The sequence below is a fragment of the Micromonospora sp. WMMD712 genome (assembly GCF_029581295.1).
Taxonomy (GTDB): Bacteria; Actinomycetota; Actinomycetes; order Mycobacteriales; family Micromonosporaceae; genus Micromonospora; species Micromonospora carbonacea.
The window spans coordinates 4620744-4643678 of record NZ_CP120743.1; the positions used below are offsets into that span (position 1 = coordinate 4620744).

The window sequence follows — 22935 nt, forward strand, 5'->3', positions numbered from 1 at the left end:
CTGGTGGCATGTCGCAGGCCATGCTCGCCAAGGTGCGCAAGCTGCTGGCGAAGGCCGAGGACCCGGCCTGCACGCCCGAGGAGTCGGCCGCCTTCACCGCCAAGGCGACCGAGCTGATCGCCCGCTACGGCGTGGACCGGGCCCTGCTGGCGGCCCGCGACCCGACCACCGACCCGGTCGGCGACCGGGTGGTCGAGGTCGTCGCCCCGTACGCCCGGGATAAGGCCGGCCTGCTCGCGGCCGTCGCCGATCCGCTGCGCTGCCGCTGCGTGCGCCGCCGGCACGGCGACGGCTTCGCGATGCACCTGTTCGGCTTCGCCAGCGACCTGGAACGGGTCGACCTGCTCTTCACCTCGCTGCTGGTGCAGGCCGCGCACGGGCTGGCCGCCGCCGGGGTCCCGGCGGGCGAGCACCCGGCCGCGTTCCGGCGGTCCTGGCTCGCCGGGTTCGCCCAGGTGGTCGGCGCGCGGCTGGCGGCGGCGGAGGCCGACGCGGTCGCCGACTCGGGCGGCCCTTCCGTCGCGCTCGTGCTGGCCGACCGCTCGGACCGGGTCCAGCGTCGGGTCGCCGAGGTCTATCCCCGGCTGCGCACGGCCGCGCCGAGGCGGCTCGCCGGCACCGGCTTCGGCTCGGGCGCGGCGGCGGGTCGACGTGCGGACCTCGGCGGCCGGGGGGTGACCCCCGCAGCCCGGCCGGCACGGGGCCTCACCGGCTGACGTCAGCTGTCGTGGGGGTGCAGGACGCAGGAGAGATAGCGGGTCAACAGCTCGTGCCAGCCGGCCGTGAGCGCCTCCCGGTAACCCTCGGCGGCCGCGCCGTGCCGGTCGAAGTGCCGGTGCTCGACCTCCACCCGGGTCCACTCCGGGCCCTCGGGGAGGAACAGCACCTCCACCTCGCTGGCCCGCGCCGGGTCGGGGACGGGGACGCGGTCGGGCCCGATCTGCCAGACGAACACCAGGCGGCGGGGCGGATCCCAGGTGAGCACCCGGCCCCAGTCGGCGCGGAAGCCGTGCGGGCCGATCTCGTAGAGCATCCCGCCGGCGTGCGGCTCGACGCCCAACTCGACCAGCTCGGCCGGCCCGGACCAGGTGTATTCCGGCACCCACCAGTCGGTGAGGGCGCCGGTGAAGACCGCGAAGGCCCGTTCGGCGGGGGCGGGAACGAGGAGGCTGCTGCGGAGCGAGTATTGTGCGACGTCCTGCCGGACGGCTGTCGGACCGTCGATCTCCTGTCCCATAGGCCCGGACCATACCGGCTGGTGTCCTGAAGTGCAGCTTGCAAAGTGCCGGCTTGCAGACCCGCTGCGCCCGGATGTCGGACAGTCGCGCCGAGTGGTCGTCAAGCAACGCGCTGCTGCCCCGCGCCGGGGTCGATCTGGCTGCTTGCGGCGACTCCCCTGAGTAGGGCATCGCCCGAAATAACCCGAGTTTGCCATCCCCGTCCAGAACCGCCCGGCCTGGACTCCGCAAGCTATCCCACGGCTTTGATCAGGCCCAAGGTTGCGCCTGAAACTCCCAACCGGGCAAGCATGCTCTGCACCAACTCCCGGAGGTAGGGGTACATGACCCGGTGGCTGTGCGTCTGCCCCAAGGCCAGCGCGCGCTCGTGGTCGGGCACGAGAGGCGATTCAGCCTTGAACTGAACGACGATGGAAGCCTCCACGATCGCGGCCGCATCGTCCGCGTCCTCGTCGCTGCCACCGATGGTGACCTTGGCGTCGTGCTTGAAGGTGAGACCCTCCGCGTCGAAGCGATGCGCCAACATCAGGGTCACGTGCGTAGGCACATCCTGGCCGCTCGGAACATCGAGCGCCGACCGGTTTCTGATCTCACCAGCGGCCCGGTCGAAGGTGACGCTGACCAGCTCCAGTTGACGAATCAGATCGTCGGCCTGTTGGAGCAGCTCTTCGTCGGACCGAGTTTCGCTCATGGTTGCCTATGCCTTCGTGAAGGATGACGAGGAAGACGTGTAGGTGGCACTGGGAGACGCGACCCTGGTCCTGCTCATGGTCAGCATCGCGGATCGCGAGACCGAGCCGTCCGGGCGGAAGGCGCTGTCGCGTAGGCCGGAGAAGCGGCGGACCAGCATCACGTTCAACTCGTCGATCTCCTCACGGGAGAGGAGGTGTTCCTCGTCGTGCCCCGCAATTCCCTCGCGCTTGAGCCACTGGTTCACGCTGGGCCAGTCCCAGACCCGCACGCCGTCGCCGATGACGGTCACCGGCGCGGGAAAGTCCTTCGGCCCTCGCGAGCCCACCACCCAGGCACGCACCGACTCGCGGGGTCGACCCAGGCGGCCGGCTATGTCGCTGATGGAGACGAGGTCCACCTCCACGCGACACACCTTCACGTGGGGGAGCAGTGAATGCGCATGTGTCACGGCGTCGATAACGGCGTCGTAGCTGCTCTCGGCGGACAGGCGGTATGTCAGGGTCGCCTTTTCGGCCACGACGGCCGGATATACCTCGATCTCGCCGGAGACAAGTGCCTCCACGACGTCCTCGTCTGCGAGATCGACCCCGTCTATCGCCAGCGTGAACAGGTACGTCCGGTCGCGGGATGTCCGAATCATCGTTACCACCGCTCCCCTCGCATGGGCTTACGGTACCGGACCGCACTCAGCTGAGTACACATACAAGCCGGACGCGTTTCTCACTCTCGGTGGTCGCGGTGTGGACAGCGCGCCATGCTGCGTCGAAGGATCCTGCTCTGTGCGTCGCCTCGCGGCGTGCTGAGCACCCAGACCGGCTGGCAGAGGCCGCCCGGGCACAGGAGCTTGCCGAAGATGTGCGCTCGTCCGCCCGTGGCGGGCTCGAAGCGCCAGCCGAGTTGCTTCGCGTCCTTCAGGACGGCAGAACCGGTGCGGCGTACAGGAGCGGGGGTGCGGTGCGCGTCAGGGGCAGCCGGCCAGGATTCCGGCCGCAGGGGTACCGCCGGTCACCACCCCGACCCCGGCCCGGCCCGGCTCGACCCCATCCCACTCCACGCACCCCGCCGGGCCGGACAATCCACGCATTCCGGTGGAGGGGTGACGGGATGTCGGGCAGGTGGGGGTATCCCGGCGCGTTGATGCCGCCATGTCGCCGACATGAAGTCGATCAACCCAGCCACGCCCCGCCGGACCGCACGCCCCGGGGGCCGTCGGTCACCCCGGCCCCGCGTTGCGCCCACGCCGGACCCGTCCCACGTCACCGCGAGTCAGCAGTACCTTGTCGCCAGCAACCAGGGCGGCACGGGCGGGGAGGGTCATGGGCGGGCAAGTGAATGAGATCGGTTCTGTTGATCTTTGGCGGTCCAGGCCGGGAAGTGTGTCCACCGCGCATGCGGGGGTTGAACTCGGATCGAAGCGGCCGGCATCACCCTGCATAGCGTGTTCCCTGCGCATGCGGGGGTGAACTTGGCGTGCAACCTACGTGCAACTAGCGGCGGTGATCATGGGTGCCCAGCGGTCAACCACGGACAGCGTTGATCGCTCCGACCCAGGCCACATAAGCAAGATCCCCACCTGCGTTACCGCTGGTGGGGACCTCTGTAGCCCGGCGAAAGGCTATGTGGCCAGGGGCGGGGTCGAACCGCCGACCTTCCGATTTTCAGTCGGACGCTCGTACCAACTGAGCTACCTGGCCGTGCTGCTCGGCTCATCGTACCCAAGTGACGGGATCACCGCCGGCAGGGCACCTGCTCCGATACGCAGAACGCCGCGCATCTTACGCGCGGCGTCAGCGCTTGCGGTCCTGACGGGACTTGAACCCGCGACCTCCGCCTTGACAGGGCGGCGAGCACTCCGACTGCTCCACAGGACCTTGCTGGTGTTACCGGTGTTGCTCCGGCTTGCGCCGGTCGTGCCCCCAACGGGATTCGAACCCGTGCTACCGCCTTGAAAGGGCGGCGTCCTGGGCCGCTAGACGATGAGGGCGGCCCCGCCATCATTGCACACTCGCAACTTCTAGCGGACTTGCTCCCATCCGGCCCCGCCGGAGGCTTCGAAAGCATACGTGACGGTCGGCCCACGAAACAAATCGGTATGGCCGGCGGCACATGAAGCCGGAAACCAGCAGGTCACGGGCGGTCTAGCCGATCCGGGTGAGCCCGTAGCGCCGCTTCAGGTCGCCGATGAGGTGGGCGCAGGCGGCGACCGTGGCGGCCCGGTTCCCGCCCCCGTCGTGCATCAGCACGATCGAGCCCGGCTTCGTCGCGCCCGTGACCCGTTTCCTGATCGTCGGGGCGGTGGGCTTCGCCCAGTCCTGCGGATCGACGGCCCAGTGCAGCGATCGCATGCCGAGCTGCTTCGCCACCGTCACCACCTCGGGGGTCCACCGCCCGCCCGGCTGCCGGTAGAGGGTCACCTTGGCGTCGGGCGCCGCCGCCCGGATGGCGCGGTTGGTGCGGGTCAGGTCGGCGCGGATGTCGGCGACGGGTCGCCGGCCGAGGTCGATGTCGTGCCGCCAGCTGTGGTTGCAGAGCTGGTGTCCCTCGCGGGCGATCCGGGCGACCAACTGCGGGTGCTTGCGCACCTGCGTGCCGACCACGCAGAAGGTGGCCTTCGCCCCGGCTGCCTTGAGCTGGTCGAGGATCTTCGGCGTCCAGGCCGGGTCGGGGCCGTCGTCGAAGGTCAACGCCACGGCCTTGACGCCCGTGGTCCGACGCAACCCGGCCGGGAGCTTGGTGGGGCGCGGGCGCAGCGGGGGCGGGCTGGTGCGGGTGGGCCTGGGGGTGACGGTCGGCTTGGGCGTCGGCTCCGCCGGGGGCGCGGTCGGTGTCGACGGGGAGGCGGCGGCACCCGGACGCCGGTCGGTCGTCCGCTCGCCGCAGCCGGCCAGGAACAATGCAAGGCAGAGGCCGAAAACGAGAACTCTCCGTGCGCTCATCGTCGCTCCGAGGGGTCGGGGGCCGTGGGCCACTCGACCGTAGTGGACGAAACGCGAACGGCGGCAGGGCGGTCAGTCCCCCGTCGACTGGTCCAGGGAGTCCCGCACGGCCAGGGCGAGCGAGACCGCCTCGGCCAGGTCGACCGGCCGGACCACCCCGGCCGGCAGCGACTCGGCCCGCCAGCCGGGGCCGGCGGCCAGCACCAGCAGCGGTCGGCGCGGGCTGGCCAGCAGTGCGGTGAGCTGGGCCGGATCGGCGGTGGCCCGGATGTGCGACCAGACCACCACGGCCGCCGGGCCGGTGCGGTTGACCGCCTCGACCAAGGCCGCCGTCGGCACCCGGGCGCCGAGCATCCGGTACGCGACACCGGCCTCGGCCAGCGCGGCGGCGAGCGCCTCCAGCGGCAGGGTGTGCTGCTCCTCGTCGGCGCAGGAGAGCAGGATGCGGGCCGGGCCGGTGGCCGAGGAGGCGCGGGCGACGGCCGCGAACGCCTCCGAGACGCACCGCGACACCAGGTGCTCCACCTCGATGAGGCCGGCGGTGGCGGCGTGCCGCTCGCCGATGCCGACGAGCACCGGGCGCAGCAGCCCCTCCCAGGTGCCGACGACCCCGTCGGTGGCCAGGGCGTGCGCGATCGTCTCCCCGATCGCCACCGAGTCCAGCCGCATGGCGGCCCGGGCCAGCCCTCGGGCCGCCGGTCCGGCCCGACCGACCGGGATGGTCTGCCCGCCGCCGTCGCGCCCGCCGCCCGGCCGGATCCGGTTGGCGACGACGGCGGACGGCTCGCCGTCCGGCCCCGGGGCGGGCACCTGCCGGGCCCAGCGGGCCGCCTCGGCCGGGGTGACCCCCTCGGCGGTGAGCTTGCGCATGATCTCCAGGCGCGCGAGGTCGGCCGGCGTGTACCGCCGGTGGTGACCCGGCAGGTGCTGGCTGGGGCCCAGGCCGTACCGCTGGTGCCAGGTGCGCAGCGTGGTGACCGCGACGCCCAGGCGGCGCGCCACGGCCCCCGCGCTCAACGCCTCATCGCCCACCCGACCGCTCCGCCGCCTCGTTCACCTCGTCCGCGCAGGGACCGGCCGGGGTCGCGTCGGGGCCGGCGGTGCCCGCTGCCGGGGACGGGCGCAGCAGGCGGTTCACCACCCCGCCCAGCCAGGGGGCGTACGCCCGGGGGTCGACGTCGAGGTCGGCCTCCAGGGTCGCCGGGTCGACCCAGCGCAGCTCGGCCACCTCGGCCGGGTCCGGCCGCACCGGCAGGTCGGCCGGGACGTCGGCGCGCAGCACGTGGTCGTACTCGAACTCGACCCGCCCGGTGGCCGGGTCCTCGGCGTAGTAGACGTACACGCCGGCCTCGGTCAGCTCGACGGGCCCGACGCCCAACTCCTCGCCCAGCCGGCGGTTCGCGGCGGTGACCAGCGACTCGCCCGGCGCGGGATGGCCGCAGCAGGAGTTGGCCCAGCGCAGCGGGAACCGGGTCTTCACGGCGGCCCGGCGCTGGAGCAGCACCCGGCCGTCCGGGGCGACGAGCAGCACGGAGAAGGCCCGGTGCAGCCGGCCGGGTGGCTGGTGGGCGGCGGACACCGTCGCCTCGCCCCGCGCCCGGCCGTCGTCGTCGACCAGCTCGACCAGGTGTTCCTCGCGCACGCTCATCGCACACCTCCCACTACCCGGGCGCTCACCGGTCGCCGCCCGTCACGCGGGCGGCGGCCAGCTTGCCGGAGATCAGGACCATGGGCACGCCGACGCCGGGCTGGGTGCCGGAGCCGACGAACACCACGTTGCCGAGCGTGCGGTGCAGGTTCGACGGGCGGAAGGGGCCGGTCTGGAAGAGGCTGTGCGCGGACGCGAACGGGGTGCCGGCGGCCATGCCCTGCTCGGCCCACTCGGCCGGGGTGACCGCGCGCAGCACCTCGATGCCGGCGCCGAAGCCGACGTACCCGCGTTCCTCCAGCGTGCCGACGAGCTGGTCGGTGTACCGGCGGGTGAGGTCGCCGCGCCACTCGAACGGGGCCCGGTCGAGGTTCGGCACCGGGGCGAGCACGTAGTACGTGTGCCCGCCGGCCGGGGCGACCGCCGGGTCGGTGCGACTGGGGTTGGTGACCAGCAGGGACGGGTCGGTCATCAGCTCCCCCCGCCGGATCACCTCGTCGAACGTGCCCTTCCAGGACCGTCCGAAGTGGATGTTGTGGTGGGCGATCTTCTCATAGCCCTGCCGCGAGCCGACGTGCAGCACCACGCACGACGGCGAGTACGTCAACCGGCGTCGCCGGGTCGGCGGGAGCAGGTCCCGGTAGGCGACCGGCAGGTCCGGGTTGAGCACCACCACGTCGGCTCCGACGAACTCGCCGTCGGCGGTGACCACGCCGGTCGCCCGGCCGTTCGCGGTCTCCACCCGGGCCACCGTGGTGCCGTAGCGGATCTGCACGCCGTGCTTCTCGGCCGCGCCGGCCATCCCCCGGGAGACCGCGTGGATGCCGCCGCGCGGGAAGTAGACCCCGGCCACCGAGTCGAGGTACGCGATGACGGCGTAGATGGCCAGCGCGTCGTGCGGGGCGAGCCCGGCGTACATGGCCTGGAAGGAGAAGATCCGCTGGGTACGCGGGTCGCGGAAGAACTGCTCGATCTTCGTCTGGAGCCGGCGGAACGCGCCGCCCGCCAGCAGCTTCAGCAGGTTGCCGGTGAGCAGGTCGGTGGGGGCGTCGAGGTTGCGGTCGATGAAGTCGGCCCGCTCCAGCCGCCACAGCTCGCGGGCGTAGTCGACGAAGCGCAGGTAGCCGTCGGCCTCCCGGGGCCCGCAGACCGAGGCGATCTCGGCGGCCATCCGGGTGGTGTCGGTGATGACGTCCAGCGTCGAGCCGTCCGGGTAGTAGGCCCGGTAGGCCGGGTCCAGCGGCATCAGCTCGACCCAGTCGCCCAGCTCCTCGCCGACCGCGCCGAGCGCCTCGGCGATCAGGTCGGGCATGGTGAGCACGGTGGGGCCGGTGTCGAACTCGTAGCCGTCGACGCCGAGCCGGCCGGCCCGGCCGCCCGGCACCGCCTCGCGTTCGAGCACGGTCACCTGCCGGCCGCTGCCGGCCAAATGCAGCGCGCAGGCCAGCCCGCCGAGTCCCGCCCCGACGACCACCACCCGGTCCGTACGTCCGGTCACGGTGCGCACGCGACCACCTCCCTCACGAAGTTGCCCATCATGCCCGCCGCGCGGTGGCGGCGACGGCGAGGCCCGTCAGCGCGGTGCGCGCGGTCCCGTCGATCGACGCGGTGTCGAGCGCGGCCAGCGCGTCGGCGACCCGGTCGGAGATCATCCGTTCGACCCGGGTGACGGCACCGGTGTCGGCGACCAGCTCGGCGAGCCGGGCCACCTCGCGGGCGGCGGCGACCCGGCCGGCCCGCTCCAGCGCCCGGCGCTGGCTCGCGGTGGCGAGCTGCCGGGCGAGCATCAGCAGGGCGGTCGGCTTGCCGGTGCGCAGGTCGTCGCCGGCCGGCTTGCCGGTGGTCGCCGGGTCGCCGTAGACGCCGAGCAGGTCGTCGCGGAGCTGGAACGCCTCGCCGACGGCCAGGCCGTAGCGGGTGTACGCGGCGGTCAGCGGCCCGTCGGCGTCGGCGCCGGCCAGGGCCGCCCCGAACAGCAGCGGACGCTGGACGGTGTAGCTGGCGGTCTTGTAGCGGGCGACCCGCAGGGCCCGGTCCAGCGACCAGTTGGCCGCGTCGTTCTCGCCCAGGACGTCGAGGTACTGCCCGGCGACCGTTTCGACGCGCATCTGGTCGTAGCACCGCCGGACGTCGAGCAGCCGGGCCGGCGGCACGGCGGCGTGCCCGAGCAGCCGGTCGGCCCAGACCATGCAGAGGTCGCCGACGAGCACGGCGACCGCCTCGCCGAACCGGTCCGGGTCGCCGGTGTGCCCGGCGGCGACGTGCCGGGCGGCGGCGGACCGGTGCGCCGTGGGCCGGCCGCGCCGGGTGTCGGAGGCGTCCATCACGTCGTCGTGCACGAGGGCGAACGTGTGCAGCAGCTCCAGGGCCGCGAACGCCGGCAGCACCGCCGGCAGCGGCTCGTCCCCGCCGGCGACCCCTCGCCAGCCCCAGTACGCGAAGGTGGGGCGCACCCGCTTGCCGCCGGCCAGCACGCAGTCGCGCGCCGTCGCGGCGAATTCGCCCATCGCCGAGTCGATTTCGGCGAGCGTGGAAACCTCGGCGGCGAGGAACTCCGCGAGAGTGTCGTCGACCCCCTTGACCAGGTCCTTCGTGAACGCGGCCAGTACGCCGCGGACCGGATCGTCCGTCGCTTCCGGCTGTGCCGGCGCGACGCGGAGCGCATTACCCGCAACTGCGTCGTTGGCCATGTCGGCGAGCGTACCCTAGGGTTACGAGTTGCGTCGATTGCTGCGTCGAATTCGAGGAGGGCCGGTGGACGTCGACCTCACCGCTGCCTATGACCGCTGCCGCGAGCTGCACAGACGTCACGGCCGCACCTACTATCTCGCCACCCGCCTGCTCCCCGCTTGGAAACGGCGGCACGTGCACGCCCTGTATGGATTCACCCGGTACGCCGACGAGATCGTCGACCGCACCGAGGACCTGCCACCCGCCGAGCGGGCCGCCCGGCTCGACGACTGGTCGACCCGCTTCCTGGCCGGGCTGGGCGGGGCCCCGGTCGACGACCCGCTGCTGCCCGCCGTGCTGCACACCATCGCCGTCTTCGACCTGGACCGGGCCGACTTCGCGTCGTTCCTGCGCAGCATGGCGATGGACCTGACCGTCACCGCCTACCCCACCTACGACGACCTGCTCGACTACATGGAGGGCTCGGCCGCCGTCATCGGCACCATGATGCTGCCGATCCTCGGCAGCTCCGACCCCGCCGCCGCCCGCGAGCCCGCCCGGCAGCTCGGCCTCGCCTTCCAGCTCACCAACTTCATCCGGGACGTCGCCGAGGACCTGGCGCGCGGCCGGACGTACCTGCCCGACGAGGACCTCGCCAAGTTCGACGTCACCCGCGACGACCTGTTCGCCGCCGCCGCCCGGGGCCGGGCCACCCCGAGGATCCGCGACCTCGTCGAATACGAGGTGAGCCGCGCCCAGACGCACTACGAGGCCGCCGCGCCGGGCGTGACCCTGCTCGCGCCCGCCTCCCAGGCGTGCATGCGCACCGCGTACGCCCTCTACGGCGGCATCCTCGACGAGGTCGCCGCCCAGGACTACGACGTGTTCACCCGCCGGGCGCTGGTGCCCCGCCGACGGCGGATGGCGGTGGCCGGGCGGGCCCTGCTCACCCCCGCCGGCACCCCCGTCGTGGTCCCCGGCCCGGCCCTGACGCCCGCCGGCCGATGACGCGTACCGCGATCATGCTGTTCACCCGCGACCTGCGGGTGCACGACCACCCGGCGCTGGCCGCGGCCTGCGCCGCCTTCGACCGCGTCGTCCCCCTCTACGTGCTCGACCCGGCGCTCGCCGGCCGCTCGCCCAACCGGACGCGCTTCCTGCACCAGAGCCTCGCCGCCCTGCGCGACGCGCTGCGGGACCGCGGCGGCGACCTGGTGATCCGGCACGGCGACCCGGTGGCCGAGACGATCCGGCTGGCCGGCGAGGTGGGCGCCGAGGGCGTCGCCCTCTCCGCCGACGTCAGCCGTCACGCCCGCACCCGGGAGCGCCGGCTGCGCGCCGAGTGCGAGCGGCACCGCCTGCACCTGCGCCTCTTCCCCGGCCTCACGATCGTCGACCCGGGCGCGGTGCGTCCGGCCGGCGGCGACCACTACCGGGTCTTCACCCCCTACTTCCGGGCCTGGCAGGGGGCGCTGTGGCGGGAGGAGCTGGCCCCGCCCGACCGGATCCGGCTGCCCGAGCGGCTGAGGCCCGGGGCATCGCCCGACGGGCCGCCGGTCGGGGAGCTGCCCGCCCCGCCGCCGGGAGAGTCCCCGCACGCCGTGCCGGGCGGGGAGGCCGCCGCCCGTCGCCGCCTCGCGCAGTGGCTGCCCACCGTCGACCGGTACGGCGACATCCACGACGACCTGGCCGGCGACGCGACCTCGCGGCTCAGCCCGTACCTGCGGTTCGGCTGCCTGTCGCCGCTGGAGCTGGCGAACCGGGCCGGTGCGCGGGCCGAAGACCCGGGCGGCGCGCGGTTCGGCCCGTTCGTCCGGCAGCTCTGCTGGCGGGACTTCTACCACCAGGTCACCGCCGTCTTCCCCGAGATCGCCACGAAGGCGTACCGGCGGGGGGCCACCGAGGACTGGCGGCACGACCCCGAGGCGCTCGACGCCTGGACGCGGGGGCGCACCGGCATGCCGATCGTCGACGCGGGGATGCGGCAGCTGCGCGCCGAGGGCTGGATGCACAACCGGGCCCGGCTGATCACGGCCGGCTACCTGACCAAGGTGCTCGGGCTGGACTGGCGCGAGGGGGTGGCCGTCTTCTCCCGCTGGCTGCTCGACGGCGACGTGGCCAACAACGCCGGCAACTGGCAGTGGGTGGCGGGCACCGGCAACGACAGCCGGCCGCACCGGGGGTTCAACCCCGTGCGCCAGGCGGCCCGCTTCGACCCCGACGGCACGTACGTCCGCCGCTGGGTGAAAGGAAGGGCCCCTGGTTAACGCATTCTGTTGTACAAGGGACCCCTCCTAACACCCCGGCCCCGGCGCGGGCCGCAGCGCGCGCTCAGAGGCAGGAGTGCAGGGCCTCGACCAGCTCGTCGACGCGGTCGTGGTCGGCCAGCCGCGCGGTCGCGTAAGCGAACACGTAACCCCGGTCTGGATCGGCCCAGGCGCTGCTGCCGCCGATCCCGCCCATGCCCCAGCTCCCGTCCGGCTCCCGCTGCATGCCCAGCGTCCAGCACGCCCGTCGGTCGAGCACCAGGTCCGGCCCGTCGTACTGGGTCCGGGTCGCCTCGGCGACCAGCTCCGGGCTGAACAGCCGCACCCCGTCCAGGGTGCCGCCGGCCAGCAGCCCGGCATAGCAGCGGGCCAGCCCGGCGGCCGTCGCGTGCAGGTTCACCGCCGGCACCTGCGCGCCCCGCCACAGCGCGCTGTTCAGCACCGCCACGTCCAGGCCGCCGGCCGGGTTGCCCAGGGCCGCCGCCCGCAGGGACCCCGGCTCGCCGAGCGTGCGGACCGGCCAGCCCGGATCGGCGTACGACAGGTCGGCGCACCGCCGCCGGTCGGCCGCCCCGAGCCCGAAGCCCAGGTCGAGCCGCCACGGGCCGGCGATCTCCTCGGCCAGGAACCGGCCCACCGGCCGCCCGTCCACCCGGCGCACCAGCTCGCCCACGAGGTGCCCGTACGTCCAGGCGTGCTCGCCCGCGACGGTCCCCGGCGTCCACCGCGGCTCGGCGGCGGCCAGGTCGGCGCAGAGCAGGTCCCAGTCCGCGACCGCCTCGGCCGGGCGGGGCACCGGGAACGCCGGCAGCCCGGCCGTGTGGCTGAGCACCTGGCGGACCGTGGCGGGCGCGCGGAACCCCGGCCAGTGGTCGGCGACCGGATCGTCCAGGTCGAGCCGTCCCCGGTCGACGAGCAGGAGCAGGCAGAGCGCGGCCACCGGCTTGCCGACCGAGTAGACGTCCACCAGCGTGTCCGGCCGCCACGGGTCGCCGCCCCCGGCTGGCGGCACCGACCGGCCCGGTGCGACGGCGGCCCGGGAGCCGGCGACGAGGTCGACGACCGGCGTGCCGTCGTACCAGATGGCGAGGCCGGCCCCGGTCTCCCGGCCGGCGGCGAACAGGTCGTGGAAGCAGTCCCGGACGGGGGCGAAGCGTGCGCGCATCCGGCCACGGTAGGGGCCCGGCGGGCCCGGGGCGCGGAAATTTCCGAGAGCGGAGCGAGGGGAGGCGGGCGAGGGCAGCCGGGCCGGGAATTCGCCCGGCGCGGTGGCCGGCGGTCCGTCGGTGCGGAATGCTGGTCCGATGGCGGAACCGGAACTGGTGGACGTGGTCGTGCTCGGGCTCGGCGTCGGCGGCGAGGAGGTCGCCGGCCGGCTCGCCGAGGCGGGCCTGAGCGTCGTCGGCGTCGAGCGGCGGCTGGTCGGCGGCGAGTGCCCCTACTGGGGGTGCATCCCGAGCAAGATGATGATCCGGGCGGCGAACGCGGTCGCCGAGGCTCGGCGGGTCGCCGAGTTCGCGGGCGAGGCCGACGTCCGCCCCGACTGGGCCCCGGTGGCGAAGCGCATCCGTGAGGAGGCCACCGACACCTGGGACGACCGGGTCGCGGTGGAGCGGTTCACCGGCAAGGGCGGCCGGTTCGTGCGGGGCAGCGGGGCGCTCGACGGCCCCGGCCGGGTCCGCGTCGGCGACCGGGTCTTCCAGGCCCGGCACGGCATCGTGCTCGGCACCGGCACCCGGCCCTTCGTGCCGCCGCTGCCCGGGCTGGCCGACACGCCGTACTGGACGAACCAGCAGGCCATCGAGGTCGAGGAGCTGCCGGGCAGCCTGCTGGTGCTCGGCGGCGGCGCGATCGGGCTGGAGCTGGCCCAGGTCTTCGCCCGGTTCGGCGTCGAGGTGACCGTGCTGGAGGCGTCGGGCCGGGTGCTCGCCGTCGAGGAGCCCGAGTCCTCCGAGGTGGCCGCCGCCGCCCTGCGCGCCGACGGGGTGCGGATCGCCACCGACGTACGCGCGGAGCGGGTCGACCACGACGGGCGGGCGTTCACGCTGCGGGCGGCGGGTGGCGCCGAGTTCACCGCCGAGCGGCTGCTCGTGGTCACCGGCCGCCGGGCGCACCTCGACGAGCTGGGCCTCGACACGGTCGGCCTCGACCCGGGCCAGCGGTTCCTCGCCGTGGACGACCGGATGCGCGCCGCCGCCGGGATCTGGGGCGTCGGCGACCTGACCGGGGAGGGCGCGTTCACCCACATCGCCATGTACCAGGCGGCCATCGTGGTCGCCGACGTGCTCGACCACGTCAGGCGGGCGCAGGCCGGCGCGGACGCCAGCGGCAGCGCCAGCGCGGTCGGCGGCGTGGCGCGCACGGAGGGCGTCGGGATCGCCGGCGGGGTGCCGCACGCCGACTACCGGGCGCTGCCCCGGGTCACCTTCACCGATCCCGAGATCGGCGCGGTCGGGCTCACCGAGCGCCAGGCCCGCGAGCGGGGCATCAACGTGCAGGTCGGGGTGAGCCGGCTCGACTCGTCCACCCGGGGCTGGATCCACCGGGGCGACGGGTTCGTCAAGCTGGTGGCGGACGCCGACCGGGGGGTGCTGGTCGGGGCCACCTCGGCCGGCCCGGCCGGCGGCGAGGTGCTGTCGGGCCTGGTGGTGGCGGTGCACGCCGAGGTGCCGCTGGCCCGGCTCCGGCACATGATCTACGCGTACCCGACGTTCCACCGCGCCATCGAGACCGCCCTGCGCGACCTGGCGTAGCCGGCCGGCCCTCAGGCGGGGGCGCCGTGGCGGCCCGCGCCGGCCGCGAACCGGGCCGCCCCCGCCGTCGCGTCGGCCGCGAGGGACGCCGCGCCGTAGGCCAGCTCCACCGCGAGGGCCTCCGGCTCGGGCAGGTTCGCGCCGGCCAGCACGGCCGCCCGGTCGTTGCGCAGGCACGCCTGCGGGTGCCGGGCGATCTCGGCGGCCAGCCGCTCGGCCTCCACGCGGGCCGCACCCGGCGCGACCAGCCGGTTCACCAACCCCATCGCGTACGCCTCCTCGGCCGGCACCGGCCGGCCCGTGAGGATCAGGTCCATCGCCCGGCTCTCGCCGACCAGCCTCGGCAGCCGGACGGTGCCGCCGTCGACCAGCGGCACGCCCCAGCGCCGGCAGAACACCCCGAGCACCGCGTCGGACTCGGCGACCCGCAGGTCGCACCAGAGCGCCAGCTCCAGCCCGCCGGCCACGGCGTAGCCGGAGATCGCGGCGATCACCGGCTTGGACAGCCGCAGCCGCGTCGGGCCCATCGGGCCGTCGCCGTCCGGCTCGACCCGGTTGCCGCTCGGCGTGCCGATCGCCTTGAGGTCCGCCCCGGCGCAGAACGTGCCGCCGGCCCCCCACAGCACGGCCACCGCCGCCGCCGGGTCGGCCTCGAAGGCGCGGAACGCGTCGGCCAGGGCCCGGGCGGTGGGACCGTCGACGGCGTTGCGGGACGCCGGCCGGTCCAGGATCACCGTGGTCACCGCGGCGGCGTGCTCGACCCGTACCCCCATCGGGACAGCATGCCTGCCCGGGCGGCGGCGCACCAGCGTGGACGGGATCCGGGCGGACGGCCGCGGTGTTCGTACTTCGTACATCGGCTTCGCGCCGCGGACAGCCCGGTCCGTGGCCACTTCTCTCGTCTGCCGTCGACGGACACAATGCCCGCTGGAGGGCCACGGACAGTGGTGAAGCGAGTTCGCGCCGTACGCGTCGCGCCCGTGGTGCGGGTGAGGCGAGGGACGCCGGTCGGCGATGCGGGGAGAGGTCGTGACAGGAGGAACCAGGGCGGGGCTCTCGGCGAGGCAGCAGGTCGACTGCGGCGACGAGGCGCCCGCCGACCCGCCGGGGTCGTGGTCGCGGCTCGTCACGGACGACCCGGACGAGGCGCACCGCTGGCTGCTGGCGGCCTATCCGGAACACCGGCTACGCGCCTTCGACCGTCGCGCGGGGGGCATCTTCCGGGCTGCCCACGCGCGGTTCGGCGCGACCAGCGTCGCCCGAGTGCGCTATCCGATGAACGCGGACAACGACGTGTCCACCCGGGACGTCGTCGGGGTGGCGGAGGTGCTCTCCGGTGGCTGGGGGGTCGACGACGGGGCCGGGGAGGTGATGGCCGGCGCGGGGGGCCTGCTGCTGGTGCCGCCCCGGCGGACCAGGGCGATCCTGCACCGCGACATGGAGGTCGTCGCGGTGGAGCTGCCCCTCGCCGACGTGCGGCGGGTGGCGCAGGAGCGGTGCGGGCTCGCGCCGGTCGACCTGCGGTTCCAGGGGCTGCTGCCGGTGTCCCCGTCCGCCGCGCAGCTCTGGCGCAACACCACGCGCTATCTCACCCAGGTGGCGCTGCCGGGCGCCGCGTTCGGGACGAACGCCCTGGTGCAGGCGGAGGCGACGGGCCTGCTGGTGGCCGTCGCGCTGGCCACGTTCCCCAACACGACGATGACCGAGGCGCCGACGCGCGGCGCGGGGGCCGTCGCGCCGGCCGCGGTCCGTCGCGCGGTCGCCCACATCGAGCAGTACGCGGACCAGGCGCTGACCCTGACCGACGTGGCGGTCGCGGCCGGGCTGGGCGCGCGGGCGCTCCAGCATGCCTTCCGGAAGTACCTCGACACCACGCCGACGCGCTACCTGCGACGGGTGCGCCTGGAACGGGTGCACAGCGACCTCCGGGCCGCCGAGCCCGGCGCGGGCCTCACCGTGGCCGCCGCCGCCGCGCGGTGGGGCTTCGCCCACCTGGGCCGGTTCGCCACCGAGTACCGCCGGGCCTACGGGCAGCCGCCCAGCCAGACCCTGCGGGGCTGACGGACGGCGCGAACCCCGGCCCGTCGGCCGCGCCGGTCGCCGGCGGGGGAGGAACCGCCCCGGCGTGCCGTTGCGCGGCCCGCCCGCGCCGGGTGGCTAGGCTCCCTCGTGACTGAGGGATGTGGATAGGTGACTTGCAGTAATAATGGCCCGCCGGTGCTCACCCGGTTCTCGACCAGCGATCCGGCCGAGGCGGCGCACGTCTTCGAGACCTCGTACGGCCGCAGCGTGCGACTGGCCGCGGTGGCGACCGGGCTTCCGCTGCGCCACGACCGGTGGAGCACCGGCGCGTTCTGCATCGACGACATCAGCATCTCCCTGGACCTGCGGGTGCAGGCGGAACCGCTCGGGTACGTCCTGCTCGCCGCCCCCCGCCGGGGGTGCTTCGGGCACCGGTGCGACGGGGTCGACGAGCTGATCGGGCCCGGCGAGGTCGGCGTGCTCTACCAGCCCGACCTGCCCGGCTCCTCGTGGTCCAGCGACGTGGACGTGACCTCCGTCCTGCTGGACCTCTCGCTGTTCGACCAGGTCGCCCGCGTCGACCCGGACCGCCCGCTGGCCCCCCTGCGGTTCGCCAGCTTCCGGCCGGTCTGCGCCGATGCCCAGTGGCGGTGGCGGCGGACCGTCCGGTACGCGGAGTCCGTCATCGCCGCCGGTGGCGCGCCGGGCGCGTCCCCGCTCGTGCTCGGCGGCCTCGGCCGCCTGCTCGCCGCGGCCACGCTCGCCGCGTTCCCCAGCAACGCCGTCGTGGCGGACCGGTCATGCGACCGGACCGACGCCCACCAGGGGACCCTGCGCCGGGCGATCGCCTTCATCGAATCGGCCGCCGGGACCGACATCGGTCTCGTCGACATCGCCCGCGCCGCCGCCACCACCCCCCGCGCGGTGCAGCTCGCGTTCCGCAGTCAGCTCGGCACGACCCCGCTGGCCTACCTGCGCCGGGTGCGGCTCGATCTGGCCCGCCAGGAACTGACCCGGGCCGTGCCCGGCGACGGCGTCTCCGTGGCCGTGGTCGCCGCCCGCTGGGGATTCGCCGACCCGCGCCGCTTCGCCGCCCGCTATCTCGCCACGTACGGGGAGCTGCCCGGCCGGACGCTGCGCCGCTGACGCGGGTTAGCATCGCCGGCGGCACGATCATGCGAGGTGCCCCGCCTGCGCGGGGAGAATCGGGAAGCCGGTGTGAATCCGGCACGGGCCCGCCGCGGTGACCGGGGAGCCACCGTCCACGCGCGAGGAGCGCAGCCACTGGCCGTGCGGCTGGGAAGGCGGACGGGCAGGCGTCGATCCGGGAGTCCGAAGACCGGCCTCGCGTCGACCGCCCACCCGTCGAGGTGGGCCGAGCGCAGCGGGAGCCTGCCTGTGGAACTCTACGACGCCATCCGCCGCCGCCGGGACGTCCGGGCCCAGTTCACCGGGGAGCCGGTGCCGGCCGACGCCCTGCACCGGATCCTCGTCGCCGCGCACGCGGCGCCCAGCGTCGGCTACTCGCAGCCGTGGGACTTCGTCCTGGTCCGGGATCCCGCCGTCCGCCGCCGGTTCCACCGGCACGTGCAGGCCGAGCGGGCCGCCTTCGCCGCCACCCTGGACGGCGCGGCGGCCGAACGGTTCGCGCGTATCAAGATCGACGGGGTGCTGGAGTCGACGCTGTCGGTCGTCGTCACCTACGACCCGCAGCGCGGCGGCCCGGCCGTGCTCGGTCGGCACGCCATCGCCGACGCCGGCCTCTACTCGGTCTGCCTGGCCATCCAGAACCTCTGGCTCGCCGCCACCGCCGAGGGGCTGGGCGTCGGGTGGGTCTCCTTCTACCGGGAGCCGTTCCTCGCCGAGCTGCTGGGCGTGCCGGCCGGCATCCGGCCGGTGGCCTGGCTCTGCGTCGGGCCGGTGACGCACCTGGAGACCGTGCCCGACCTGGAGCGGCACGGGTGGCGGCGGGGCCGACCCCTCGCCGAGGCGCTGCACCACGACCGCTGGGCGCGACGGTCGGCTGACCGACCGAACAGCTAATTCAGGTACGTCTATGCGGCGGCTAGGCTGACGTCGCCCTGAGTCATCGCTTGGCTACGTCGGGAGGGGTTCCATGCGTACCACCGTCAAGGTCCTGGCCGCATCCGTCCTCGCCACCCTGGGTCTGGCCGCCGCCGCCACCCCGGCCCTCGCCGCCGCCCCGGCGCCCTTCTGCGAGTCCGGCGCGTCGCAGTTCTACTGCGACGCCAGCAGCACCGGCACGACGACGTGGACCGTCACCTGGTACTCCGGCAGCGTCGGCACCTTCACGACCGCCGGGTCGACCCTCTTCGCCACCTGCCCGGCCAGCAACCTCGGCCACCCCGTACGGGCCAGCTACAGCTACTTCGACGGCAGCGCCACCCAGTACAGCGGGACCACCCAGTTCATCTGCCGCAGTGGCCCCTGGCTGTAGCCGGCCCCGTCCGGCGTACGCGCGGACCCGCGTACGTTGGAGACCCGCTGCGGCTGCCCGGTTTGCGACCGCTTCTGCCGGGAAGTCGGACGGAATGCGGGCACTCTTGACGAAACTCGAACAGGCCTCGACGCTGGACCGGACCGGTGACCGGCTGCAACGCGTCGTCCAGGCCACCCTGCGCCCGCAGCGGGTGCGTGACCTGCTGCACGGCGTCTTCATCGGTCATCCGCTGCACCCGGCACTGGTGCAGGTGCCGGTCGGCTCCTGGATCAGCGCGGCCGTGCTCGACCTGATGCCCGGCCAACGCCGGGCGGCCACCGCCCTGGTCGGGCTGGGCACCGTCAGCGCCCTCCCCGCGGCGATCGCCGGCCTCAACGACTGGGCGGCCCTCTCCCGGGAGCAGCGCCGCGTCGGACTGGTGCACGCCGCCGCCAACGCGGTCGGCCTCACCCTGTACGCGGGTTCGCTGGCGGCCCGGCTGCGCGGGCGGCACGGCACGGGGCGGGCGCTGGCGTACCTCGGGCTGGGCGCGGCGAGCGCGGGGGCGTACCTCGGCGGGCACCTCGCGTACAAGCAGGGGGCGCAGGTCAACCAGAGCATCTCCGAGCTGCACCGGATCGGCGAGGGCTGGCACCCGCTGGCGGACATGGCCAACCTGCCGCAACGGAAGCTGGTCACCCGCGAGGTCGACGACGTCTCGGTGATCCTCTACCGGCACGGCGACGAGGTCACGGTGATGCTGGAGCGCTGCCCGCACCAGAGCGGCCCGCTCGGCGAGGGCGACGTCACCGAGATCGACGGGCACGCCTGCGTCGTCTGCCCGTGGCACGGAAGCGCGTTCCGGCTCAACGGTGGCGAGGTCATGCACGGCCCGTCCGGTAACGACCAGCAGATCCTGCCGACCCGGGTGGTCGACGGGGTCCTGGAGGCCCGGCTGCCCTGAGCCCGGGTTCGGTGGCCCGCGCCGCGCTTCGGGCCGGGCCCGGCGGGACCGCCGCCATGTCGGCGACATGGCGGTTTCCCTCGCGCCGGATACCCCCATGTCGGCGACATGAAATCGATCAAGGGACCCGCCTGGGCCACGCCCGGCTCGGCCCGCGCCGGCCCGCGCCGGTCCGCCCGGCCCGCGCCGGCTGGGGTCAGTCCCGGCGGTGCCGTCCGGTGACGAGGGCCCGCGCGCTGTTGGTGGCCCGGACGACCGCCGGCCGGCGGCGCAGGCCGAGAACCGCCCCGATCTGCGCCCCGACGATGCTGGCGACGGCGAGCACCGCCGAGACGGCGAGCGGCCGGTTCACCTGGTCGCCCGCGCCCGCCCGGGACGCTCCGGCGGCCATCGCCGGCTGCGGGCCGGAGGGTGGCTGGGCGACCTGCTGGGTGCCGTGTGACGAGCCGTCCGACGACGAACCGGCGGGCGGCTGGGCGGTGGAGGGGCCGGGGGCGGGGCGGGTGGCCCGTGGCGAGGTGGGCGAGGGCGGGATGGGCGAGGGCTGCGCCGCACCCGGCGCGTCGGCGGCGGGCGGGGTGCCGGGGGCCGACGGCGGCCGGGGGGTGACCGTACCGCCGGGGGTGGGCGTCGTGGGCCGGACCACCAGCTTCCCGGTGGCGTGCCGGCGGGCCCCGGCGTCGTGGACGCCGTCGGGCAGCGTGATCAGCTGCCCGGGGCGGATGCGGTCCGGATCGCCCAGCCGGTTGAGCTTCGCCACGTCCCGGTAGCGGTCGAAGTCGTCGAGGTAGCGCTCGGCGACCTCGCCCAGGTAGTCGCCCTTCGCCACCCGGTACACCGCCGGCTCCGCCTCCTGCCGGAGCCCGGCCGCCGCGGCGGCCGGCGGCGTCGCGGCCCGGGCGTCGACCACCGGCAGCGCGGCGACCGGGCGGGCCGCCGGCACCCCGGCGACGACGGCGGCGGGTGCGGCGGCGGGGTACGGGCCGGACAGCACGGTGGCCGCGCTGGCGGCGGCCGGGCTCGCCGCGATGATCAGGGCCACCGAGCCGACCAACGCCGCCGCGGCGCGCTGCTGCCGGCTCATGCCGGGCAGCCGGGGCGCCGGCCGGCGCAGCGTCTGCGCGCCCAGCTCCACGAGCACGGAGAAGGCGAAGGTGATCCAGCCGAACCAGCCGACCAGGGCCAGCGCCCGCAGGAAGAGCTGGCCGTCGTCGCGGCTGGTCAGCGTGGTGCCGACCTCGGCGAGGGTGGGCAGGTGATCGGGCAGCGGGTTCCCGGCGAACGCGATCAGCGCCACCGGCCCCCCGACCAGCACGGCGATCAGCACGACCAGCGCGCCGAACCCGGTGAGTACCTGCCCGACCCGCCGTGCGGCGGAGCGACCCGGTGCGGCCATGGCGTGCCTTCCCTTCCTAGGGGCCCTCGGTGAGGGCGCGTGCAGTGGCCTCGCCGGAGACGGTGACGTCGGCGCCGAAGCCGAAGAAGCCGAGCAGGTAGCGGTCGTAGGTGACGGTGACCTGTACGCGGATGAGCTTCTCCCCGTCGACGACGGGGAACTCGACGCTGTGGTCGGTGGCGCCGGCCGCGGCGAGGTAACTCGTCACCGCCGCCCTGGCCGCCGCCTCGTCGATCTCCTTGCGGCCGCCCTGGATGGCCTTCGCCCGGTCGATGGACTGGCCGCCGGTGCGGGCCGCCTCGGCGGCCAGGTTGTCGGCCAGCTGCCGGGAGCGCAACTGCCCGGCGCCGTCGAAGGCCAGGCCGATGATCGCCAGGACGCCGATCATCGCCGCCGCCAGGAACAGGCTGACCCGGCCGTCGTCGCCGCGCCACCGACGCCCCGCGCCGTCGACGTGGGCGGAGCCCGCACCCCCGCCCCCGCCGGTGGCGCGGGTGGAGCTCGCACCTTCGCCCCGGTCTTCGGCTGGGGCGGGGTGCGCGGCCGCACCGGGGACGCGGGCGGTCACGACCGGCTCCGGTAGCGGTCCAGCGGGGAGGTGAAGCTGGCCGAGATCGTCCGGCTGGCCGCCATGTCGGGCAGCAGCGCCAGGTCGATGTCGGTGAAGGAGACGGTGCAGGTGACCTGCACCGTCACGGCGGCCGTCGTGCCGGGGCCACTGTCGAACGCCTCGGCGAAGCTGGTCGGCGCGCCGCCCACCGAGCCGCGCAGGGTGAGCGAGGGCTGGCCGGCGCAGTTGGCCCGCTGCCAGTCGAGTTGGCTCTGCGCGGCGGCCAGGGCCTGCTCGCGGGCGGTCTCGGCGTCCCGCGAGATGGACGCGGCGCGGGCGGCGTCGTGCGCCGCCGACTGGACGGCCTCCTGCGCGATCGCGGTACGCCCGGCGACGCCGGCCAGCACCATCAACCCGATGAACGCCGGGGCGAGGACGGCCACCTCGATGGCGACCGAGCCGCGCTCGGCTGCGAAGCGACGGCGGCGGCTCATCCGGTCGTCCACCGTTCGATCGTGCCGTGCGCGGTCTGGCGCACCGGGAAGCTGACGCCGGGAATGACCGACAACGAGTCCCCGCTGACCGTGCAGGTCACCTCGGCGACGCCGGTGACGCAGGCGGGCCCCGGCTGGTCCCAGCCGACCAGCCAGTCCCCGGCGGCGGTGAGGAAGTCGACCGCCCGCGCCTCGCCGGCCCCGGCGGGGGCCTCGTACAGGCGCTGGGCGTTGACCGCGCTCTGCGCGGCGTTGAGCGCGGTGGCGCGGGCGACGAACCAGGCGGCGACCTGGATCGAGGCGAACAGCAGCACGAGGATCGCCGGCATCACCACCGCCAGCTCCACCGGGTTGGCCCCACGGTCCGCCCCGCCGCTGGTGAGCCGCCACCGGACCGCCCGGCCGAGCCGTAGACCGCTGGTGAGCTGCCGCCGGGCCGCCCGGCCGAGCCGTAGACCGCCGGTGAGCCGCCGCCGGGCCGCCCGGCCGAGCCATACGCCGCCGCCGAGCCGCCGCGGGGCCTGCCGGTCGGGACCGGCCCCTGGCCGGGGTGGCCCGTGGCGACGCAGGCCGGCGGGCCGGTCGGCGGGTGCCGACCGGCTCCGGTCCACGAAGGCGGTGCGGTGGGTCATTACGGTGCCGTCGGGGCCTGGTGGTCGGGGATGTTGCTCATCCAGTCGTTGGCCTTGGCCAGGGCGAAGCCGGTGACGGCGATCGCCACGGCGACCAGCCCAAAGATGATCACTGCGGTCGGGACAGGACTGTCGCCCCGCTCGCCGTCGCGGCGCAGTTCGGCCAGCCGTGTGGTGAGCGCAACGTGCAGGTAGGCGATGAGGTGCATGGCGTGCTCCTTCGGAGGGGGAG

24 protein-coding genes, 3 tRNA genes and 1 riboswitch are annotated in these 22935 nt (G+C 74.8%); of the genes, 9 read left to right on the plus strand and 18 right to left on the minus strand.

Going from position 1 to position 22935, the window contains the following annotated elements:
• Nucleotides 1-8 precede the first annotated feature (8 nt).
• Nucleotides 9-716 carry a DUF2786 domain-containing protein gene (locus O7633_RS20035; protein ID WP_282323506.1) on the plus strand — a complete coding sequence of 236 codons (708 nt, stop codon included), beginning with the start codon at nucleotides 9-11 and terminating at the stop codon, nucleotides 714-716.
• A 2-nt stretch (nucleotides 717-718) separates the two neighbouring features.
• Here the strand turns inward: O7633_RS20035 and O7633_RS20040 are convergent, their stop codons facing one another.
• From O7633_RS20040 to O7633_RS20090, 11 genes are all read right to left on the minus strand, one after another.
• The gene (locus O7633_RS20040) at nucleotides 719-1237 is read right to left on the minus strand and encodes an SRPBCC family protein (protein WP_282323507.1); all 519 of its coding nucleotides are present in this window, start codon (nucleotides 1235-1237) and stop codon (nucleotides 719-721) included.
• Nucleotides 1238-1470: 233 nt separating this feature from the next.
• A complete protein-coding gene (locus O7633_RS20045; protein ID WP_282323508.1) occupies nucleotides 1471-1929 on the minus strand; it encodes a hypothetical protein in 459 nt (152 codons plus the stop codon).
• 6 nt (nucleotides 1930-1935) lie between these two features.
• Nucleotides 1936-2580 (minus strand): hypothetical protein, encoded by a 645-nt coding sequence (locus O7633_RS20050; protein ID WP_282323509.1) that lies wholly within the window; start codon nucleotides 2578-2580, stop codon nucleotides 1936-1938.
• Between the two features lie 971 nt (nucleotides 2581-3551).
• A tRNA-Phe gene (locus tag O7633_RS20055) sits at nucleotides 3552-3625 on the minus strand.
• A 103-nt stretch (nucleotides 3626-3728) separates the two neighbouring features.
• Nucleotides 3729-3802 (minus strand) — tRNA-Asp (locus O7633_RS20060).
• 40 nt (nucleotides 3803-3842) lie between these two features.
• Nucleotides 3843-3915: transfer RNA gene (locus O7633_RS20065), tRNA-Glu, on the minus strand.
• A gap of 154 nt (nucleotides 3916-4069) precedes the next feature.
• Nucleotides 4070-4867, minus strand: a complete 798-nt coding sequence (locus O7633_RS20070) for a polysaccharide deacetylase family protein (RefSeq protein ID WP_282323510.1) — start codon at nucleotides 4865-4867, stop codon at nucleotides 4070-4072.
• Between the two features lie 72 nt (nucleotides 4868-4939).
• Nucleotides 4940-5899: a MerR family transcriptional regulator gene (locus tag O7633_RS20075; protein WP_282323511.1), complete on the minus strand. Its 960-nt coding sequence runs from the start codon at nucleotides 5897-5899 to the stop codon at nucleotides 4940-4942.
• Complete coding sequence (idi, locus tag O7633_RS20080; RefSeq protein WP_282323512.1) at nucleotides 5889-6515, minus strand: isopentenyl-diphosphate Delta-isomerase; 627 nt, start codon at nucleotides 6513-6515, stop codon at nucleotides 5889-5891. The genes O7633_RS20075 and idi overlap by 11 nt, the downstream gene beginning before the upstream one ends.
• Before the next feature lie 25 nt (nucleotides 6516-6540).
• Nucleotides 6541-8022, minus strand: a complete 1482-nt coding sequence (crtI, locus tag O7633_RS20085; RefSeq protein WP_282323513.1) for a phytoene desaturase family protein — start codon at nucleotides 8020-8022, stop codon at nucleotides 6541-6543.
• A gap of 28 nt (nucleotides 8023-8050) precedes the next feature.
• Nucleotides 8051-9205 carry a polyprenyl synthetase family protein gene (locus tag O7633_RS20090; protein WP_282323514.1) on the minus strand — a complete coding sequence of 385 codons (1155 nt, stop codon included), beginning with the start codon at nucleotides 9203-9205 and terminating at the stop codon, nucleotides 8051-8053.
• 64 nt (nucleotides 9206-9269) lie between these two features.
• Between O7633_RS20090 and O7633_RS20095 the strand changes: the two genes are divergently transcribed.
• Both O7633_RS20095 and O7633_RS20100 read left to right on the plus strand, forming a co-directional pair.
• Nucleotides 9270-10193 (plus strand): phytoene/squalene synthase family protein, encoded by a 924-nt coding sequence (locus O7633_RS20095; RefSeq protein ID WP_282323515.1) that lies wholly within the window; start codon nucleotides 9270-9272, stop codon nucleotides 10191-10193.
• Nucleotides 10190-11452, plus strand: a complete 1263-nt coding sequence (locus O7633_RS20100) for a deoxyribodipyrimidine photo-lyase (protein WP_282323516.1) — start codon at nucleotides 10190-10192, stop codon at nucleotides 11450-11452. The genes O7633_RS20095 and O7633_RS20100 overlap by 4 nt, the downstream gene beginning before the upstream one ends.
• Nucleotides 11453-11516: 64 nt before the next feature.
• Here O7633_RS20100 and O7633_RS20105 read toward each other — a convergent pair whose 3' ends face one another.
• On the minus strand, nucleotides 11517-12617 hold the full coding sequence (locus O7633_RS20105) for a serine hydrolase domain-containing protein (protein WP_282323517.1): 1101 nt from the start codon (nucleotides 12615-12617) through the stop codon (nucleotides 11517-11519).
• Nucleotides 12618-12756: 139 nt separating this feature from the next.
• Between O7633_RS20105 and O7633_RS20110 the strand changes: the two genes are divergently transcribed.
• A complete protein-coding gene (locus O7633_RS20110; RefSeq protein WP_282323518.1) occupies nucleotides 12757-14205 on the plus strand; it encodes an NAD(P)/FAD-dependent oxidoreductase in 1449 nt (482 codons plus the stop codon).
• 11 nt (nucleotides 14206-14216) lie between these two features.
• Here O7633_RS20110 and O7633_RS20115 read toward each other — a convergent pair whose 3' ends face one another.
• Nucleotides 14217-14978 (minus strand): crotonase/enoyl-CoA hydratase family protein, encoded by a 762-nt coding sequence (locus tag O7633_RS20115; RefSeq protein ID WP_282323519.1) that lies wholly within the window; start codon nucleotides 14976-14978, stop codon nucleotides 14217-14219.
• A gap of 256 nt (nucleotides 14979-15234) precedes the next feature.
• On the opposite strand from O7633_RS20115, the gene O7633_RS20120 reads away from it, so the two are divergent.
• The 5 genes from O7633_RS20120 (at nucleotide 15235) to O7633_RS20140 (ending at nucleotide 19631) form a co-directional block, all read left to right on the plus strand.
• Nucleotides 15235-16266 (plus strand): AraC family transcriptional regulator, encoded by a 1032-nt coding sequence (locus O7633_RS20120; protein WP_282323520.1) that lies wholly within the window; start codon nucleotides 15235-15237, stop codon nucleotides 16264-16266.
• A gap of 156 nt (nucleotides 16267-16422) precedes the next feature.
• On the plus strand, nucleotides 16423-17373 hold the full coding sequence (locus O7633_RS20125; RefSeq protein WP_282323521.1) for a helix-turn-helix domain-containing protein: 951 nt from the start codon (nucleotides 16423-16425) through the stop codon (nucleotides 17371-17373).
• A gap of 17 nt (nucleotides 17374-17390) precedes the next feature.
• Nucleotides 17391-17590, plus strand: a riboswitch (cobalamin riboswitch).
• Between the two features lie 35 nt (nucleotides 17591-17625).
• A complete protein-coding gene (bluB, locus tag O7633_RS20130) occupies nucleotides 17626-18270 on the plus strand; it encodes a 5,6-dimethylbenzimidazole synthase (protein WP_278130726.1) in 645 nt (214 codons plus the stop codon).
• 73 nt (nucleotides 18271-18343) lie between these two features.
• Nucleotides 18344-18685, plus strand: a complete 342-nt coding sequence (locus O7633_RS20135) for a hypothetical protein (RefSeq protein WP_278130728.1) — start codon at nucleotides 18344-18346, stop codon at nucleotides 18683-18685.
• 94 nt (nucleotides 18686-18779) lie between these two features.
• Nucleotides 18780-19631 (plus strand): Rieske 2Fe-2S domain-containing protein, encoded by an 852-nt coding sequence (locus O7633_RS20140; protein ID WP_278130730.1) that lies wholly within the window; start codon nucleotides 18780-18782, stop codon nucleotides 19629-19631.
• 196 nt (nucleotides 19632-19827) lie between these two features.
• Here O7633_RS20140 and O7633_RS20145 read toward each other — a convergent pair whose 3' ends face one another.
• The 5 genes from O7633_RS20145 to O7633_RS20165 form a co-directional block, all read right to left on the minus strand.
• A complete protein-coding gene (locus tag O7633_RS20145) occupies nucleotides 19828-21027 on the minus strand; it encodes a LysM domain-containing protein (RefSeq protein ID WP_282323522.1) in 1200 nt (399 codons plus the stop codon).
• A 16-nt stretch (nucleotides 21028-21043) separates the two neighbouring features.
• Nucleotides 21044-21415: a hypothetical protein gene (locus tag O7633_RS20150; protein ID WP_246384636.1), complete on the minus strand. Its 372-nt coding sequence runs from the start codon at nucleotides 21413-21415 to the stop codon at nucleotides 21044-21046.
• A 176-nt stretch (nucleotides 21416-21591) separates the two neighbouring features.
• Nucleotides 21592-22071, minus strand: a complete 480-nt coding sequence (locus tag O7633_RS20155; protein ID WP_282328600.1) for a TadE/TadG family type IV pilus assembly protein — start codon at nucleotides 22069-22071, stop codon at nucleotides 21592-21594.
• Nucleotides 22068-22418, minus strand: coding sequence for a TadE family protein (locus O7633_RS20160; RefSeq protein WP_278136300.1), 351 nt, complete (start codon nucleotides 22416-22418; stop codon nucleotides 22068-22070). Before O7633_RS20160 ends, O7633_RS20155 begins: the two co-directional genes overlap by 4 nt.
• A 284-nt stretch (nucleotides 22419-22702) precedes the next feature.
• Complete coding sequence (locus tag O7633_RS20165) at nucleotides 22703-22912, minus strand: hypothetical protein (RefSeq protein WP_278130732.1); 210 nt, start codon at nucleotides 22910-22912, stop codon at nucleotides 22703-22705.
• Between the last annotated feature and the right edge of the window lie 23 nt (nucleotides 22913-22935).